General features: G+C 41.9%; 1 protein-coding gene. It reads left to right on the top strand.

The window, feature by feature from the left end:
- The first annotated feature begins 67 nt into the window (after nucleotides 1–67).
- Nucleotides 68–1,210: an ATP-binding protein gene (locus QUA80_RS33615; RefSeq protein ID WP_333429219.1), complete on the top strand. Its 1,143-nt coding sequence runs from the start codon at nucleotides 68–70 to the stop codon at nucleotides 1,208–1,210.
- Nucleotides 1,211–1,262: the final 52 nt, after the last annotated feature.

Below are 1,262 nucleotides of genomic sequence, written 5' to 3'. Positions count from 1 at the left end.
TTTTGGTTTGTAAGGCAATTATCTATGTATATCTTGCCTTACAGATTTTTTTTTGCTCACTTTTTCAGTGCCATTGATCTATGGGTCGCTAAATGCAAAACAGCACCGATACCTTGAGGTAATTTCCCAAAGTGGAAACCATTTGCTGACGCTGATCAATGACATTCTCGATCTGGCAAAAATTGAGTCTGGCAAGATGGCATTATATATTTTACCCACTTCGATCGAGGTACTGTGCAATTCCAGTTTGAACTTTATCAAGCAAGTTGCCTATCAAAAAGCAATCAAACTGGAAACTCGTATTCCCACCAACATTGGTCAGATTGATGTGGATGAACTACGAATGCGGCAAGCCTTGATCAATCTACTAAGCAATGCCATCAAATTTACACCAGAAAAAGGACAGGTTATTTTGGAGGTGAGCCGCGAATTTTCTACAGATAGGCTTCACCAACATACTCAACAAATCATTCGATTTAGCGTCATTGATACAGGCATTGGGATTGCTCCAGAACATCTGCCAAAACTATTTCAATCCTTCGTACAAATTGACAGCAGTTTTAATCGTAAATACAGCGGTACGGGTTTAGGTTTAGCGCTGGTCAAGCAAATTGCTGAGTTGCATCAAGGAACTGTTAGTGTCGTCAGTACGGTTGGTCAAGGAAGCCGATTTACCATTACGCTGCCAAGTCCAAATTGCTCTGACTTCACGCAGATGCAAGCTATGCAACTGGAACGAACGTTGCCATTAGAACAGCCCTTGCAACTTCAAGATTCCACGGTTACTGGTTTATTGCCAGCCCAACCTCTGATTCTGTTAGCAGAAGATAACCCAGCAAATACTGACACATTCGCAGCTTATCTCACCAGTTGTGGTTTTCGTTTAATTGTTGCAACAAATGGGCAGGAAGCAATCAATTTAGCCCAACAACAGCCCGACCTGATTTTAATGGACATTCAAATGCCGGGAATGGATGGTTTGGAAGCGATCCGTCAGATTCGAGCCGATCGCACCCTGAAGAATATGCCAATCATTGCGGTGACAGCTTTAGCTATGGCAGGCGATCGCGACAAATGTTTGGCAGCAGGTGCAACAGAGTACCTTGCCAAACCCGTATCTCTCAAACAGCTTAAGACGATGATTCAACAGTTACTTCTTGAGGGGGGACAAAATACCCTGAAATATATAGCAATTCCATTTGAGATGTAAATATGGATTTCTATGGTAAAATAGAAAACTTTGATAATAAATGAAAGGGAAG

The sequence above is a fragment of the Microcoleus sp. F4-D5 genome (assembly GCF_036704885.1).
Lineage (GTDB): Bacteria > Cyanobacteriota > Cyanobacteriia > Cyanobacteriales > Microcoleaceae > Microcoleus.
Note: the sequence above shows the minus strand (reverse complement) of the source record. Positions and strands in the feature narration are given on the sequence as shown.